This window comes from Niabella sp., from assembly GCF_030150205.1.
Lineage (GTDB): Bacteria > Bacteroidota > Bacteroidia > Chitinophagales > Chitinophagaceae > Niabella.
Genome location: NZ_JASLGT010000004.1, coordinates 88,874 through 103,754, shown reverse-complemented (window position 1 = coordinate 103,754; position 14,881 = coordinate 88,874). Strand labels below are relative to the sequence as shown.

Genomic DNA, 14,881 nt, shown 5'->3' with positions numbered 1-14,881 from the left:
TGGTTATTATATATTTATAAAATAAAAAGAATAAAAAACACATATTTATGACGGATACATTAGTGCGTTTGATCCAATCCCTTTCTGCCGCGGAAAAGCGGCAATTTAAAATGGGCGCTAAAAAACAGCAGCAGGAAAAAGCATATGTAATTCTTTTTGACCTGATTGACCGGTCGGATAAAACAGACTGGAAGTATTTAAAACAGCAGTTCCAGAAACGCTGCCCGGCCTCCTCTGCAGAAAGCACAGCCAGCTATTTATTTCAGTCGGTGACGGATGTGTTGATCCAAAATAAAATAAAGGCCGATGACGGGTTTAAATTGATGTATGGCATAATGAAGGCCGATCTGTTCCGGCAACGAAATCTCTTAGAACAGTCCTTTGCAGAGATCCGGACCTTGCTGCCCATCGCCGAAAAGATTCAAAAACTTCCGCTCCGGTATCTCCTGAAAAGGACACAGCTCAATTATTTTTCCGAAATCAATTTTGAAGGCATCAATGAAAAAACATTGATTGCCGAACAACAGGACGCCCGGGATCTGTTGAAAGATCTGCGGAACGAGCAGGAGCATCATTCACTGTATGAAATACTGAAACACCGGCTGGGCAACCAGTTGCAAAAAGGAAAGGCCGAAAAGAAAATGGTACTGGACGACCTTGTGCTTAGCGAGCTGGCCATCGTAAACAACAAAACAAAACACCACCTGGAATCCCGTAAACTCCATCTGCTCTTCCAGTCTTTTTATTTTACCCGTATCGGCGATTATCAATCTGCATTGAAGACATTTTATGTGTTGAATACGCTTTTTGAAAAGAATGCACCACTGCGCCCTAATCCGCCAATCGATTATTACAGTACACTGGACGGCATCCTCGACAGTTTGAAAATGATCCGGCACTATGACGAAATGCCTTATTTTATTGACAAGCTGCACCAGCTAAACCAGGACCATTACCCGGATTACTTCAGGTTCCTCGTAAAGAAAACAGCACTGTTATATGAGCTTAGCCAGTACGCGTACCTGGGGCAATGGGAAAAAGCGGTGGATCAGATCCGCATCACCCCCGTTTCCAGCTTCCGGAACTTTTCGCTGGTGCATGAAAAGAAACAGGCAGAGCTGATCTTTTATGCATCCCTGGCTTATTTTCATATGCGTAATTTTAAGAAGGCGGTAAAATTTTTAAACGAAGTGCTTTTAAAGAAAACACAGAACTATGCGTTACCCTATTACCGGGTTTGCCGGCTCCTGAATATCGTTTTACATTATGAGCTCAAAGACCTGGAATACCTGGAATACGAGATCCGTTCTTATAAGCGGTTCTTTAAAGGAAAAAACGCCCTGTACCCTCTTGAAAAATATATCTTCAGGATTGTGGTGCTTGCTCCTTTCCGCAATCCACGGTATAAAAATCAACAGCTCTGGAACCAGTTGCAGCCGCTCCGGGACGCCGCCGGAAAGGCCTCCGGGGAAACGGAGTTGCTGCACTATTTTGATTTTATAGAATGGGGAGCCGGAAAATTCCCGTAGGACACTTATAGAAACAAGAGCAGCTGCCAGCATACGTAACCTGCCCCTGTTCAAAACACCCGGTTTTTTTGGTACATTTGGTAAAGCCGCACGGGGTGTTATATGGAAACTTACGGAAAGATATTACTGATCGCAATCCCTGCATTTCTGTTACTGGTATTACTGGAAATGGCGTACGCTTATCGTAGGGAACGCAAGGCGATGCGTACCAACGATATCATCAGCAGCCTGTTGAGCGGCGTTACCAATATTACCAAAGATGTGCTGGGGCTTAGTATCGTTATCTACTCTTATTCCTGGCTGGTGCACCATTTTGCATTGATGCATATTGAGGCCACCTGGCTTACCTACCTGATTGCCTTTATCGTACTCGATTTTTCCGGGTATTGTATACACCGCATTCAACATGAATATAATTTTTTCTGGAATGGTCACCTGGTGCATCACAGCAGCGAAGAATTTAACCTGGCCTGCGCCCTGCGGCAAAGCATTTCCGGCTTTACAAATATTTTTGTCATCTTTTTGCTGCCCGCCGCGTTGCTGGGTGTACCGGAAAAAGTGATTGCCGTAGTAGCCCCGCTGCACCTCTTTGCACAATTCTGGTATCATACCTCGTTTATTAAAAAGATGGGGGTATTTGAAAAACTGATTGTAACCCCTTCCCTGCACCGGGTACATCATGCGATCAATCCCGAATACTTAGATAAGAATTATTCGCAGATCTTTATCTTCTGGGACAAACTATTTGGCACTTACCAGGAAGAGCTGCCGGATGTTCCGCCGGTATATGGCATCACACGTCCGGTACAAACCTGGAACCCGGTAAAAATAAATTTTCAGCATGCAGCACTTTTAATAAAAGACGCCTGGCGCACACGAAGCTGGCGCGACCGGTTGCGCATCTGGCTGATGCCCACGGGGTGGCGGCCTGCCGACGTTCAGGAAAAATATCCCGTTTATAAAATTGAAGACGTCTATCATTTTGAAAAATACAACCCTTCGCTCTCCACCGGCGCAATCGCCTGGCTTTGGGTGCAACTGACCGCCCTGTTATTTTTCATCTGTTTTCTGTTTGGCAATATTGCCGCTATCGGGTCTCCCGGTATTTTTTATTATGGGTTGTTTATCTTCCTTTTTGTGTATGCGTTGGCAGAGTTAATGGATGGAAGCCCCCGGGCATGGGTTTGGGAAGCCCTGAAGGGATGCTGTGGTATCGGGATCCTCTATTATTACGGCGATTGGTTTATGCTCAGCACCTATTTTCCGGCCGGCCGGATCTTTATAGCGGGTTACCTGTTGCTTTCATTTGCAGCAACCGTACGCCTCACAAAAAAAAGCTGACTTTTTTATCCCCCCCTCAAAGATTTATATCCACCCTTATAGATGATGCATCACAACATCCGGGCTTTACCGGCCTGCAACAATACATTAAGAACCAGGAGCGCATAGCAGACCAGCACCACCCGCTCTACCCGGATCTTTGAAACATCTTACACAGAATACAGGATCCCGTTTTTCTACTAAATTAATTAGTATTACCTTTGAATGCTTTAATCAGATCGATTATGACTCCACTGGCAGAACGGCTACGGCCGCATCGTTTGGAAGACCTGGTCGGGCAGGAACATCTCACCGGCAATGGCAGCATTCTTCAAAAGTCTATCGCTACCGGAAATATCCCCAGCATGATCCTTTGGGGCCCGCCCGGCGTGGGAAAAACGACCATTGCTACCATTATTGCCAATACGGTAAACCGGCCATTCTTGTCATTGAGCGCCATTTCAGCCGGCGTAAAAGACATCCGGGACGCCATTGCAACAGCAACCGCCGCGCGGGGCGCTATTTTGTTTATTGACGAGATCCACCGTTTTAACAAAAGTCAGCAGGATGCCTTACTCGGCGCCGTTGAAAAAGGCATCATTACCCTCATTGGCGCTACAACCGAAAACCCGTCATTTGAAGTAAACAGCGCCCTGCTCAGCCGCTGCCAGGTATATGTATTAAAAGCACTGGAAGAAAAGGACCTGGTAAAACTGCTGCACCTGGCCATGGAGCAGGATGCACAGATCCACAGCAAGCAGGTACAGCTAAAAGAAACCGGCGCCCTGATCCGGATCTCCGGCGGCGATGCCCGGAAGCTTTTAAATCTTTTTGAAATTGTGTGCGACGCATTGGATACACCTGCGGTCATAACCGATGGCGCGGTGATGCGCATCGCTCAAAAGAAAGTGGCCATATACGATAAATCGGGCGACCAGCATTATGATATCATTTCAGCATTCATCAAATCCATCCGGGGCAGTGATCCCAACGGCGCTGTATACTGGCTGGCACGCATGCTTGAAGGAGGGGAAGATATCAAATTCATTGCCCGCCGCATGGTCATTTCCGCCAGCGAAGATATTGGCATGGCCAATGCCAATGCCCTGTTACTGGCCAATGCCACATTTGAAGCCGTTAATAAAATCGGGAATCCCGAAGCGCGGATCATCCTGTCGCAATGTGCCATTTATCTGGCCTCTTCCCCCAAGAGTAACAGCGCTTACCTGGCCATTGATGCGGCACTGGCCACTGTTCGCAAAACAGGCGATCTGCCGGTTCCCCTGCACATACGCAATGCGCCCACCAAACTGATGAAAAATCTTAACTATGGAAAAGACTATCAATATTCACATAGTTTTGAGAATAACTTTAGTGAACAGGAATACCTGCCGGATGGCATTACAGGTGCCGCGTTTTATGAACCGGGCAACAATCAGCGGGAAAATGAGCTCAGAGGACATTTAAAAAAATTGTGGAAAGATAAATATAAGTATTAATGCAGCAACAACCGGTTATTGAATGGGCATGCCGATCTTTTGACCAGCTGTCAGCAACGGAATTATATGCCATCCTGCAATTGCGGGCCGCTGTTTTTGTGGTAGAACAAACCAGTATTTACCAGGACCTGGACGGAAAGGATTTTAAGGCGCTGCATTTAACCGGCACCGATAACGGACAGGTGATCGCTTATACCCGGTTGCTTCCTGCCGGCATTTCGTATAAAGAGCCATCTATCGGGCGGGTAGTGATTGCACCATCGCACCGCGCTTACGGGTTGGGAAGGGAACTGATGAAACGCAGTATAGACGCCTGCCAGGAGCAGTTTGAACAAAAAAGCATTCGCATCAGCGCACAATTATACCTGAAAAACTTTTATGCCTCCCTGGGGTTTGAACCCGTTGGCAATCCTTATGATGAGGATGGAATTCCGCATATTGAAATGGTAAAAAAAGGGTAACGGGGCATATACCAGTCCGGGAGCCGGCAATGTCTTTCGATCAACCCTACGCTTAAAACAATCGTCATCAGTTGGCATTTCTGTATTAAGCTAACGCCCTGCATCCATTCCTCCTTCAATGATTGCGCGTAGCAGCTATACCCTCATAACATTCTTTCAGGATGGCGGCAACCGCTCTGACATTTCAATATATCCGCTATCGCTTACTCTGGTAAATCAGGAAGATCATAAATCCGGGAAGTGTCTTTAACAGCAGCAGCAATCTTTTTTGCAACAGCTGCTTTACTTTCGCCAGAACGAAAAACAATCGTGTGTTTGGCTGCTTTTGTAGCTTCCGCTTTTGCCGTATAGGCATAGGTAACAGTACCGTTAAGTGTAACTTTATTTTTTGCTGCCGGTTCTTCGGAAGCAGCTAAGGGTTGTACGGTCACTGCCTGAATTGCTTCAGCTTCCTGCCTTAGTGGCCTTCCCTTTACCATTATTACAGGACTTACAGAAGAAGCGTTAGCAGGAGCGGCCCCTGCCTGCCGTACACCATAGCCCACTACAACCACCTCCTTCAGCTCCGTTGCAGGTTTGGGTGTTTCCTTATTTCCGGATTCTTTCATATGAATCTCAATTACTCCGTTCCGGGCTTTTTCTCCATATGTGGCTTCTTTTACTTTATCGCCCTTAAATACATTGATCGTTTGAATTTGCTCAACGGGAAGATCCCTTATCTGTCTTACTTCCTGTACGTTCCCATCTACTACATACACTCCTTCAAATTTTTCGCCCACAGCAACCGTTGCCGTTTTCGAACGTATTACACCGGTTCCATCGGCTGTATGAATGCCTTTCACATTGCCTCCTGCAATGATTTGTACACCGCTTGTTTTCCCTTTCAAATTAAGAGTTGATGAAGGTTGCGCGTCGCCGTGCAGTTGCAGGCGATACCCGGAAGAATCACCGGTAATGGTTGTACCCTTTTTTGTAGTAATGAGCACCACTCCATTTTGTCCCTTCGAGCCGTACAATGCCCTGGCAGATGCATCTTTCAAAACAGAAACCGATGCTATGTCCTCCGCACCTACCGGGTTCTTTTCAAAACCAGATTGCACCGTACCGTCAATCACCAGCAAAGGAGGCAGTCCTGTTTTGGGATCTCTGAACTGGCCAAGAAAATCATCATTTTTATGAATCGCGGAATCCGCCACAGATTTTAGCACGATATATTTTTGAGGGACGGTATCCTTCATCTTTCCCGCCATTTTCAATTGCATCAGGTGCTCCATTTTTTTGTTAGTCGCCAACAACAGCAAATTTGACCGTACCCCAAAGTTTTCAAGCGATGCCGTTCTTGGTGAAGCTCCAACGGACAGGATCTGAAACCGGTCGATCACTTTGTTCGCTTCACCCATGGTCAGGATCTTATTATTTACCCATATTTTAAAATCATCCGGCCCGCTCACATCATTCCGGTCGAGGGAGGCGACCGCCCCTGCTCCAAGCACTACGGCTTCGCCGTCTATGAACCACACCGGCTTGTGAGAGTTACCGGCCATTTTTTTGGCTTTTTGAAAAATATCATCCGGAGTATTTTGGTTTGCATACGCCTCCGGAAGGTTGCGTTCTTTCTCCAGTTGTATCACTTCCTTCCGGAACGCGAGCAGCAATACCGCTACCACCGGCAGCAAAAACAAAAATTTAGTCAGGTGTACCTTTGCAGATCTGATGCTGTTCATCATTGCAATCCTGTTTTTCAATGAAGAAAAATTAAAATGATTGGCAAAAGCAAACTGCTTATTCCCCATCACCTTTAGCAACAGGTATTGATACTCTTTCTTATCCATCCCATTTTGCAGCACCTGTTTATCGGCAAGAAACTCCAGGTTCTGCTTCATGCTTTTACGCAACAGCCATACAAAGGGATTAAACCAAAGCAGGATACATAAGAGCTCACTCCAGATGATATCAATGGTGTGCTTTTGCCGCACATGCACAAATTCATGACGGATGATCTCTTCCAGCTCCTCGCCGCTGTGCAGCTCTGTGTTTACAAAAATGGCATTCCCGAAGGAAAAAGGACGCACATCCTCATCCAGCTGGTAAATCCGTGTACGGTCATCCGATATCAGCTGCGACCGTTTTTTGATCCGCAAAAAGGATAGATACATGATCCCAAAACGGAACAGCAACACCAGGGATCCAATTCCTCCCACAATCAGGATCCAATCCCAGGTAGACAGGGACTCCAGCAAAGAGGTTGTCTGCGTCTCCGGTGAAAAGCCCAATACCGGTATCATCTGCACCAACGTATTGCGATCGAGTTCTTTTTTCTGCAATTCCGGCATGATATCGATCAGCGGGATCATAAAACTCAATACACCATACCCCAGCAGGTACCAGCGGTTCCAGTTATAAAAAGTAAGCCTTCTTAAAAACAGTTGATAAAACAGGTATACAACGGCCAGGCAGATACTCAGCTTAAGAATATAATCAATAATGACAGGCATACACAAATGTTTAAAGTTTCGGATTTAACGTTTAAAAGTGCCGGGGTTCATATTCAATATTTAAAGTCCCGGGGATTGTCAGCATACCAGGAGCATATACCTGGAATCCAATCGGAACATTGAGCCTTAAACATGCAACCGCAGACAGAACTCAGCATCCGGCATATGCACTCAGAACAGTACATACCATTCTGAACACAGATAGCCAACAACTATTTCTTCTTTCCGCTTTCAATCATCTTCACAATATCTTTCAACTCCTGCGCGGATAATTTTTTCTGGTCTACGAAAAAGCTTACCAGCTCTTTATAGGAATTACTGAAATAATCCTTTACCACACCTCCCATAAAACGCTTTTTATAATCATCTTCGGAAAGAGCCGGCTTGTATACATACACATTGCCAAACAGCCTGCTGGTTACATAGCCTTTTTTTTCCAGGTTTTTAATGGTCGATGCTACCGTAGTATATGGCGGCTGCTCCTCCAGCTGTTCCATAAATGCTTTTACATTGCCCTCCCCTACCTGCCAAACGGCAATCATCAGCTGCTCTTCCTGTGCGGTTAATTTTTTCATCTTTTATACGATTTTCGAGTAAACTTACGAATAATTCGTAATACCGTAAAATTTTTTTCTCTTTTTTAGACAACCCTTACAACCGAATCCGCATCCTATTGTTATCTTTGGTAGCATTTAGTTTCATAAAATCAACAAGATGAAGTATTTACTTGTATTACTGGTAACCGTCCTGAGTTTTAGCAACGCCCAAAGCCAGGCCCTCCCTCCTTATAAACAATACAAAACCCTTCCGGCCGTAAGGTTATTTTCTGCCGATAGTACCGGATGGGAACTAAAAACCAGGGTTCAAAAGAACAAGCCGGTCATGATCATGGCATTCAGTCCCGAATGTGATCATTGCAAACACGAAACAGAAGAACTGATAAAAAATATAGATAAGTTTAAAGACATCCAGATCGTAATGATTTCATTGTTACCGCTGAAGAATATGGCAGCCTTTGCAGCGCATTATCAGTTACAAAAATATCCCAATATCGTTATCGGCAAAGACAATGCCTTTGTAACCCCCAGCTATTATGGTTTCAGCAGCCTGCCCTTTCATGCCTTTTATAACAGCAACAAACAGTTGATCAGTGGTTTTGAAGGAAGCATGTCCGTTGCAACGATTTTAAAAATTTTCGGCAAATAGTTTTTTAATTGTTTTTTTGGAGCAACAGCCTGGCAGAAGAGCATTTCCGCTTTTCTCCAGGCTTCTTCATTATATATGCCTTCAAAACGGCCGTATCCGGAATGTATGGGAGTACCACATCTACCCCTGGCAGGCCGGCCAGAGTTGCAACAGCACGCACCATAAAAGAACGCCATCCCTTCCGTATCTTACGTTTTAAAGGATGGACGGATCGTATGGCTCCTACATTTCCGGGGTAAAACTGCTATTACAAGCGGTATACCCCTAATCTTTATGCAAACGGTGTGTATTATCTCCCTGCTTTTGCTATTTTTGACCAAATTGATTATTAAGATGAAAAAAATTCACCTCTCGCTGATTGCACTGTTCATTGCCATTACCGGATTGGCACAAAATGCCGTAAAACGTCCAAAGCTGGTAGTGGGCATAGTGGTAGACCAGATGCGCTGGGATTACCTTTACCGTTATTCCGACCGTTATGGTAACGGAGGATTTAACCGGATGCTCAAAGAAGGATATACCTGTGAAAATACATTTATCAGTCACCTTCCATCCTTTACCGCAGTAGGACATACCACGGTGTTTACCGGGTCGGTTCCAGCCATACATGGTATTACCGGTAACGATTGGGTAGATCAACTGACCGGAAAATCGGTTTACTGTACGGATGATTCTACTGTGCAGGCGGTAGGCAGCAATTCAAAAGCCGGAAGAATGTCGCCCCGGAATAACCTGGCCACAACGATTACCGATGAATTACGGCTGGCCACCAATTTCCGTTCAAAAGTAGTAGGCGTTTCTCTCAAGGACAGGGCATCGATCCTGCCCGCGGGGCATAACCCTACCGCCGCTTTCTGGTTTGATGATGAAAGCCGCCAGTTCATAACCAGCACCTGGTATATGAAGGAATTACCCACCTGGGCTTCACAATTCAATGCAAAAAAAGAACCCGAGGCCCTCACTTCAAAACCATGGACCACCTTATACCCCATCAATACCTATACACAAAGCACCGCCGATGATGTAAAATGGGAAGGGAAATTTAAGGGCGAAACAAGTACCAGCTTTCCGCACGATCTTAAAGACATCTTTAAGCAGGACCCGGATGTGATCCGCACCTCTCCTTATGGTAACACACTCACCCTGAACTTTGCCAAAGCAGCTGTTGAGGGATACCAGTTAGGTACAGGCACATTTACCGATTTCCTTACCATTAACTGCGCTTCTACCGATTATGTTGGTCATAAATACGGCCCTAACTCAATAGAAGTAGAGGACGTTTATCTTCGTTTAGATAAAGACCTGGATGCCTTTTTTAAATACCTTGACCAAAAAGTTGGCAAAGGCAACTACCTTGTTTTTCTGACGGCTGATCATGGCGCCGCCCATGCAATCGGATTTATGCAGGAACACCAGATGCCGGCCGACTTTTTCCAGAACGGCAAGGTGATCCGCTCGTTGAACGACTTACTGAAAGCACAATTTGGCGAAGATAAGCTCGTTCGCTCCGGTGCTAATTACCAGGTACATTTTAACTATGAGGCCATCGAAAATAAAAAACTGGATTACGCCGCTATTAAAAAAGCAACGGTTGCATTCCTGCAAAAGCAGGACGGCGTACAGTTTGTAGCGGATGTTGAAAATATCGGCAGCGCTTCCATTCCGGAACCCATTAAATCGATGATCATCAACGGGTATAATCCCAAACGCTCCGGGGCCATCCAGATCGTTTTAGATCCCGCATGGTTTAGCGGCACGCCCGGCGGCACCGGAACCACACACGGCACCTGGAGCCCGCACGACACACATATTCCGCTGGTATGGTTTGGCTGGGGCATTAAACCCGGGAAATTAACCCGCGAAGTACATATGACAGACATCGCGCCTACCCTGGCCGCTTTGCTGCAGATTCAGCGCCCGAACGGATGTATCGGGAGTGTGATCCCTGAAGTAGGACAATAGCAGATCCTCATAGATTATAAGAGCCGTTCTCATTCAACTGTAAATGAGAACGGCTCTTATGCTATTACAGCGCGCTCCTGACGCTGTGTGAGACCTCCTCGTCTCACACCCACACCCACTGTGCGAGATGTCCTCATCTCGCACCATCACGCTCTTGACTCCAGACAAGAAATCCATCTGCCCGAACTATACCCTCTCACAAACTGTATTTTAGCAATATAAAAAATAGCATATGGACCTGATTCAACAATTTGAAGCTGCTGTTGCGGACAGCAAAACCCTAACGGAAAAGCCTTCCAATGAAATCCTGTTGCAACTATATTCACTTTACAAACAAGCAACAGAAGGAGATATTCATACGGAGGCGCCTTCCAATCCGTTCGACTTTGTAGCAAAGGCCAAATACAATGCCTGGGAGGAACAAAAAGGAAAATCAAAGGAAACGGCGATGCAGGAATACATCGCAGCGGTCAGCAAACTTAAAGGATAGTTATATAAACAGATCCGCCATCGTTACCTCCGATATAATACGCCCGGTGTAATAGATATTTTGTTTGGTACCATAGGTCGTAATCATGGTAGGAAAAACCGTCTTCCGGGTTCGTGTGCGCTCCCTGAAGACCGCTACTTTGCGATCAAGTTCCAAAGCGTACTTTTTATCAATGACGAATGCTTTATCAGCGAACTTCATTTCACACATATTAATACAATAGTCCTGGCGATCCAGCAACAGATCAATCTGGGCACCGGCTTCCCCCGGCTTCGGCGTATACCGCCAGCCAGAAGCTTCTGTGTATACACCGCTGATGCCCAGGGCCACTTTAATTTGCGCCACATGTTTCTGGCAGATGGCCTCGAATGCATAACCGCTCCAGCTATTGTAAGATGATCCCGCAGCAATCTTATGCCAGGTGCCGGCGCCCATTGCGCGGGCCCGGTCAACGAATTTCAGGTAAAACAGGGAATACTCATCGGATAGCTTATACACCGCATCGCGTGAAGTTTTCTCAAATGGTATGTATTGAGTAATAAATCCCGACTGCTCAAGCTCTTCAAACAACCTTGTTGTTGTGCCTCCCGTGGTAAATCCACAAGCCGCTATGACTTCATTCCGGCTCATTCCGCTTGCTTTTTTTGCAAGTTGCCGAACGATGGATTCATGGTGACTGGCATTATCAAACAACGACCGGTACAATACGTTAAATTCCGTTTTTAACATTCCATCCTTTTCAAAAAAAAGTTTATCGATCACCTGGTTGGCACTTTCACCTTTATTTGCCTGCTTCAGGTACTGGGGTATTCCACCCATTGCCATATATAGCTGCAACACCTGGTACCGGTCTAACCGGATGCCGCGACTTAAAAGATATGCTTCCGATTCTTTCAGGCTAAAGGGTAATAAACGGATCGTCTGGCTTACCCGGTTATGAAGGCCACCCCGGTTGTGCAGCACATTTTCAATCATCCAGGAAGCCGCAGAACCGCAAATAACCACTTTCAGTTTTGGCTGCCGTGATGCCCAGGTATTCCACCAATGCCCGAAAGCCGTTAAAAAGCCGGATTTGGGCGTATGCATCCATGGAAATTCATCAAACAGCACCACCACGGGTTGCTTGTTAATTTTTGTTTGCAGAAAATCGCTGAGGAACGTGAAGGCCTGCATCCAGCTATCAGGGGTTGCCGGTGGTATGGCAGACTGCATCGCCTGCTGAAGGGCCTGGCTGAAATTCAGCAATTGGTCGGCCAGCCCCGCTTCATGAAGCCCCGTGCACTCAAACACAAGCTGTTGCTGGTAATACCCGCGCACCAGGAAGGTTTTGCCTACACGGCGGCGCCCCAGGATCGCGATCAGCTCCGCTTCCTTCGAATCCAGCATTTCCTTGAGGATCTTCTTTTCGGCATCCCGGCCGATGATGGCTTCAGACATATTTGTGGACAAATTTAATTTATTATAATCGTCCATAAATATACTTACAAACACAGTTATGGACAAATATAAATCATCATTTCTGTCCACATCCCATCAATGCCTGGGCAATTTCTAAATCACCGGATCCTGCTATCAAAAAAAAGGCATCCCGTTTACAACGCCGGAAGGTATACGACCCAATTCGATCGCATTTAACAGCAGTTCATACACTAAACCGGCCGTTGCTGCACTTCAGGTTTGGCAGACCATTTGGAGGCATTAATTTTATCTTCTTAAATTAATTGCAATGAACCGCTGCCTCAGAAGGAACCTGTTACCGGTATTCATCATATGCCTCATTTTTAAAATAACTGCCTGTGTAAAAAAAGAACCGGAAGCACCTCCCCCGCCGGATCCCCCGTCCAAAAACGTATATATCGCAGGATCTGTATACAACGGTTCTAAAGATGTAGCCGTACTCTGGAAAAACGGCGTGGCCACCAACCTTACCAACGGAGCAACCGATGCCTATGCCACTGGTGTTTTTGCATCAGGAAGCGATGTATATGTTGTAGGAAATGAGTACAATGGTACCAAACAACTAGCCCGCCTCTGGAAAAACGGCGTCCCCTCCAACCTGCAAGAAGCTTCCGGTAATACGGGTGCACTGGCCGTATTTGTACAGGGCAATAATGTTTACGTTTGCGGATATGAAAGCGGCCAGAACGGGAATATTGCTAAATACTGGAAAAACGGCGTTGCTACCAATCTTACCAATGGTGCATCTGATGCGGAGGCAAAAGACCTGTTTGTAGCTGGCAAGGACGTATACATTGTGGGGCATACACAAAACGGCCCCCACCCGGTTGCCACTGTGTGGAAAAATGGCATAGCCTCCTATCTCTCCGATGGTACTAATGAGTCTGGGGCCTCCGGTATTGTCGTACGCAGCAACACGGTTTATGTTGCTGGTTATGCGTTCAACGGTACAAAACAGATTGCCCAACTCTGGAAAAACGGGGTACCATCCAATCTCACGAACGGTGCTTTCAACGCAGAAGCCAACTCCATTTTTGTGAAGGATACAAACATTTATACAGTGGGACAAGAGCAGACCGGAACAAAAAGAGTGGCCCGGCTCTGGAAAAACGGGGTTTCATCCAGTCTTACCAGCGGAACATCCAACGCCGGGGCATCCGCCGTTTTTGCAAGCGGCCCGGATATCTTTATAACCGGCTATGAATACAACGGGATGATAAAAACAGCCCGCTTCTGGAAAAACGGGATCCTGGTCAACCTTACCCAACAAGACCAATGGACAGCAGCAAACCGTGTTTTTATCACCGACTGATACCGGTTAAATCCCCTTCCGCACAACAGCTACGGTAACCAGCAGTTGCCCGGTATGCCGCATGGTATGCTCGGCAGCATGAAAACAAAGTCCGATCACCGTAGATGGCAGGCCGGCCCTTCCCACTTTCCGGAATGCCCCTAACGATCCGGCATCCAGTTTCCGGTACCGGCGGATCGCTTGCCCGATGCCCGCCTGTACAACCTGTAGCAGTTCCTGTGTGGTATGACCCTGATCGACCGCCTCATTTTTAAGATATGCTAACTGCACGGGCGTAAGCAGTTGTTCTTCCGCATAGCTTAGCAGCCGGTCCAATACGCCTGCAATATGTTTCAGGTGAAAACCCACCGCCGCTACCCCCGCAGGTTGCACCCACAGCGCGGCATCCGGAAAATCCGCCAGCAATAGCTCCAGTTCTTCACCCGCCTGCAATAAGGCATCTGCTGCCGGCTGCAGCCCGGCCGCCAGTAAAGGATCACGTTCTCCCCGCAGCCATACTTCTTTTTTTGTTTCCAACAGATCGTTATTTATAAGGTAAAAAAACATACACATCCCTGCCTTATAAAAGTACCCCTTTACCCTCAGCCAACAAAAAACCCGCTCCTTTCGGAACGGGCTCTTGTTTAAAGCATCTTTAGTATATAGTTATACCCGGAAGTGTGCAAATGCCTTGTTGGCTTCTGCCATACGATGGGTATCTTCTTTCTTTTTGAAAGCAGCGCCTTCGCCCTTGCTGGCCGCAACGATCTCATTCGCCAGTTTATCTGCCATGCTACGACCGTTCCGGTCACGGCTGTAACGGATCAACCATTTAATGCTCAATGAAATTTTACGGTCGGGACGTACTTCCGAAGGAATCTGGAAGGTTGCACCACCAATACGACGGCTGCGTACTTCAACAGCAGGCGTTACATTGGCCAAAGCTTTTTTCCACACCTCGTAACCATCTTCGCTGGTTTGTTTTGCCACTTTATCCAGGGCATCGTAAAAAATAGTGAATGCTCCACTTTTTTTACCCTCCCACATCAGGTTGTTCACAAAACGGGTAACCAGTTTATCGTTGAATTTGGGATCCGGTGCTAACGGAAGTTTCTTGGCTTGTGCTTTACGCATTTTATTCTAATTTTTCTGAAATCTGATAATTGTTAC

At 46.4% G+C, this 14,881-nt stretch carries 12 protein-coding genes and 2 pseudogenes; 8 read left to right on the top strand and 6 right to left on the bottom strand.

All coding sequences use genetic code 11. The annotated features are described in order from the left end of the window. Nucleotides 1–47: 47 nt before the first annotated feature. From Q1V85_RS03020 to Q1V85_RS03005, 4 genes are all read left to right on the top strand, one after another. Complete coding sequence (locus Q1V85_RS03020) at nucleotides 48–1,529, top strand: hypothetical protein (RefSeq protein WP_300597318.1); 1,482 nt, start codon at nucleotides 48–50, stop codon at nucleotides 1,527–1,529. A gap of 102 nt (nucleotides 1,530–1,631) precedes the next feature. Continuing rightward, complete coding sequence (locus Q1V85_RS03015; RefSeq protein WP_300597316.1) at nucleotides 1,632–2,870, top strand: sterol desaturase family protein; 1,239 nt, start codon at nucleotides 1,632–1,634, stop codon at nucleotides 2,868–2,870. A 224-nt stretch (nucleotides 2,871–3,094) separates the two neighbouring features. After that, complete coding sequence (locus tag Q1V85_RS03010) at nucleotides 3,095–4,348, top strand: replication-associated recombination protein A (RefSeq protein WP_300597314.1); 1,254 nt, start codon at nucleotides 3,095–3,097, stop codon at nucleotides 4,346–4,348. Next, nucleotides 4,348–4,809, top strand: coding sequence for a GNAT family N-acetyltransferase (locus Q1V85_RS03005; RefSeq protein WP_300597312.1), 462 nt, complete (start codon nucleotides 4,348–4,350; stop codon nucleotides 4,807–4,809). The genes Q1V85_RS03010 and Q1V85_RS03005 overlap by 1 nt, the downstream gene beginning before the upstream one ends. A 962-nt stretch (nucleotides 4,810–5,771) precedes the next feature. Here the strand turns inward: Q1V85_RS03005 and Q1V85_RS03000 are convergent. From Q1V85_RS03000 to Q1V85_RS02990, 3 genes and pseudogenes are all read right to left on the bottom strand, one after another. Further along, a pseudogene (locus Q1V85_RS03000) lies at nucleotides 5,772–5,870 on the bottom strand (hypothetical protein); the annotation flags it as partial. A gap of 672 nt (nucleotides 5,871–6,542) precedes the next feature. Next, a pseudogene (locus Q1V85_RS02995) lies at nucleotides 6,543–6,965 on the bottom strand (M56 family metallopeptidase); the annotation flags it as partial. A gap of 551 nt (nucleotides 6,966–7,516) precedes the next feature. Beyond that, nucleotides 7,517–7,879, bottom strand: a complete 363-nt coding sequence (locus Q1V85_RS02990; protein WP_300597310.1) for a BlaI/MecI/CopY family transcriptional regulator — start codon at nucleotides 7,877–7,879, stop codon at nucleotides 7,517–7,519. A gap of 139 nt (nucleotides 7,880–8,018) precedes the next feature. On the opposite strand from Q1V85_RS02990, the gene Q1V85_RS02985 reads away from it, so the two are divergent. The 3 genes from Q1V85_RS02985 to Q1V85_RS02975 all read left to right on the top strand — a co-directional run bounded on the left by Q1V85_RS02985 (nucleotide 8,019) and on the right by Q1V85_RS02975 (nucleotide 10,962). Further along, nucleotides 8,019–8,510, top strand: coding sequence for a redoxin domain-containing protein (locus Q1V85_RS02985; RefSeq protein WP_300597308.1), 492 nt, complete (start codon nucleotides 8,019–8,021; stop codon nucleotides 8,508–8,510). A 333-nt stretch (nucleotides 8,511–8,843) separates the two neighbouring features. Further along, nucleotides 8,844–10,472, top strand: coding sequence for an alkaline phosphatase PafA (gene pafA / locus Q1V85_RS02980; RefSeq protein ID WP_300597306.1), 1,629 nt, complete (start codon nucleotides 8,844–8,846; stop codon nucleotides 10,470–10,472). 232 nt (nucleotides 10,473–10,704) lie between these two features. Next, nucleotides 10,705–10,962 carry an acyl-CoA-binding protein gene (locus Q1V85_RS02975; RefSeq protein WP_300597304.1) on the top strand — a complete coding sequence of 86 codons (258 nt, stop codon included), beginning with the start codon at nucleotides 10,705–10,707 and terminating at the stop codon, nucleotides 10,960–10,962. Here Q1V85_RS02975 and Q1V85_RS02970 read toward each other — a convergent pair whose 3' ends face one another. Next, nucleotides 10,963–12,399 (bottom strand): ATP-binding protein, encoded by a 1,437-nt coding sequence (locus Q1V85_RS02970; protein WP_300597302.1) that lies wholly within the window; start codon nucleotides 12,397–12,399, stop codon nucleotides 10,963–10,965. It lies immediately after the preceding gene. 289 nt (nucleotides 12,400–12,688) lie between these two features. On the opposite strand from Q1V85_RS02970, the gene Q1V85_RS02965 reads away from it, so the two are divergent. Then, nucleotides 12,689–13,732: a hypothetical protein gene (locus Q1V85_RS02965; protein WP_300597300.1), complete on the top strand. Its 1,044-nt coding sequence runs from the start codon at nucleotides 12,689–12,691 to the stop codon at nucleotides 13,730–13,732. A gap of 6 nt (nucleotides 13,733–13,738) precedes the next feature. Here the strand turns inward: Q1V85_RS02965 and Q1V85_RS02960 are convergent, their stop codons facing one another. Further along, entirely contained in the window at nucleotides 13,739–14,248 is a 510-nt protein-coding gene (locus Q1V85_RS02960; protein ID WP_300597298.1) for a DinB family protein, read from the bottom strand. Between the two features lie 129 nt (nucleotides 14,249–14,377). Next, nucleotides 14,378–14,845, bottom strand: coding sequence for a 30S ribosomal protein S7 (gene rpsG, locus Q1V85_RS02955; protein ID WP_300597295.1), 468 nt, complete (start codon nucleotides 14,843–14,845; stop codon nucleotides 14,378–14,380). Nucleotides 14,846–14,881: the final 36 nt, after the last annotated feature.